The following is a 1,023-nucleotide window of genomic DNA, read 5'->3' as shown; positions in this document are numbered from 1 at the left end:
ATAGATGAGCGAAATTAAAAGGCCGGTAATTACGAAGGAGCAGGCGAGGGCGATCGAAGAAGGCATCAAGTGTTATGTCCGTCAAGGGTTAGATTTAGGTCCGAAGCTATATAATCGCTTTCTAATTGACCATGCGAACGTTCTTACGGAAGTAGACGATCCTTGGGCGGATATGTTCTCGTGTTTGAATGACCTCGACCTAATGACGATCGCAGCCGCATTAATCAACGGATATGAAGTCGAAAAGACACCGGAGGAGAAGGTGCGGGAGTATTACGCGGCCAATTACCAGCGACATGAGCAATCCATGCCTCGCAGTAAGGACGATTTTTACACATCAGGCGTTGCGGAAGGAGTCCGAAATACACTCGACTGCCTCGGAATCAAAATCGAAGGAGTGAATGCGTAATGACAAAAGATGAACTCGAAGCGATCCGTCAGCGTGTGGAAGCAGCAACGGAGAGCTATTGGGCCGCAGATGATAGTGAGTGGCCGGGAAACGAAAATCTTCGCTATTGGGTAAAAACACATTGGGACGGCGTTGCGGCGGCAGTAACGAAAGAAGACGCAGATTTCATCGCAAACGCACGCCAAGACATTCCGGAGTTACTCGACTACGTTGCGGAGGTTGAACAAGAACTAAGAGAGGCAACGTTAATTATCGATCGAGTCGAGAATTTACTTAGCAAGATGCGATACGGAACGGAATACGAAGTGTACGGTGAAGTTTATCGATTCCTTTACGGAAAGGATGACGAAGATGACAACGTATGACTCAAAGCCGGTCGCCAAGTGGAACACGCGCGATTTCCAGGCGTACCTCAAAGCGGAGCACGAACGGCTTTACGGCGTCCCGTACGTACCTTTTCGCGGCTACCAAGCCGAAGCGGGAATGCTCGGTCATTGGGTCGGAACGAAACGGAAGCCAGGCGAATACGGGCCGGAAGTAACGAAGCGCTTCATCGACCTGTGCTTTGCAGAATACAGGCCGACGGCAGAATGGCCGGGCATCAGCTTCGGATT

General features: G+C 50.4%; 2 protein-coding genes and 1 pseudogene. All 3 read left to right on the top strand.

Annotated features, from left to right (window positions below):
* Window positions 1–184 precede the first annotated feature (184 nt).
* Window positions 185–409 carry a hypothetical protein gene (locus AB447_RS27130; RefSeq protein WP_241494798.1) on the top strand — a complete coding sequence of 75 codons (225 nt, stop codon included), beginning with the start codon at window positions 185–187 and terminating at the stop codon, window positions 407–409.
* A complete protein-coding gene (locus AB447_RS24245) occupies window positions 409–774 on the top strand; it encodes a hypothetical protein (RefSeq protein ID WP_232517618.1) in 366 nt (121 codons plus the stop codon). Before AB447_RS27130 ends, AB447_RS24245 begins: the two co-directional genes overlap by 1 nt.
* Window positions 761–1,023: pseudogene (locus AB447_RS24240) on the top strand (hypothetical protein); the annotation flags it as partial. The gene AB447_RS24245 and the pseudogene AB447_RS24240, both read left to right, overlap by 14 nt.

Source organism: Bacillus glycinifermentans, from assembly GCF_001042475.2.
In the GTDB taxonomy this organism is placed as follows: domain Bacteria; phylum Bacillota; class Bacilli; order Bacillales; family Bacillaceae; genus Bacillus; species Bacillus glycinifermentans.
Note: the sequence above shows the minus strand (reverse complement) of the source record. Positions and strands in the feature narration are given on the sequence as shown.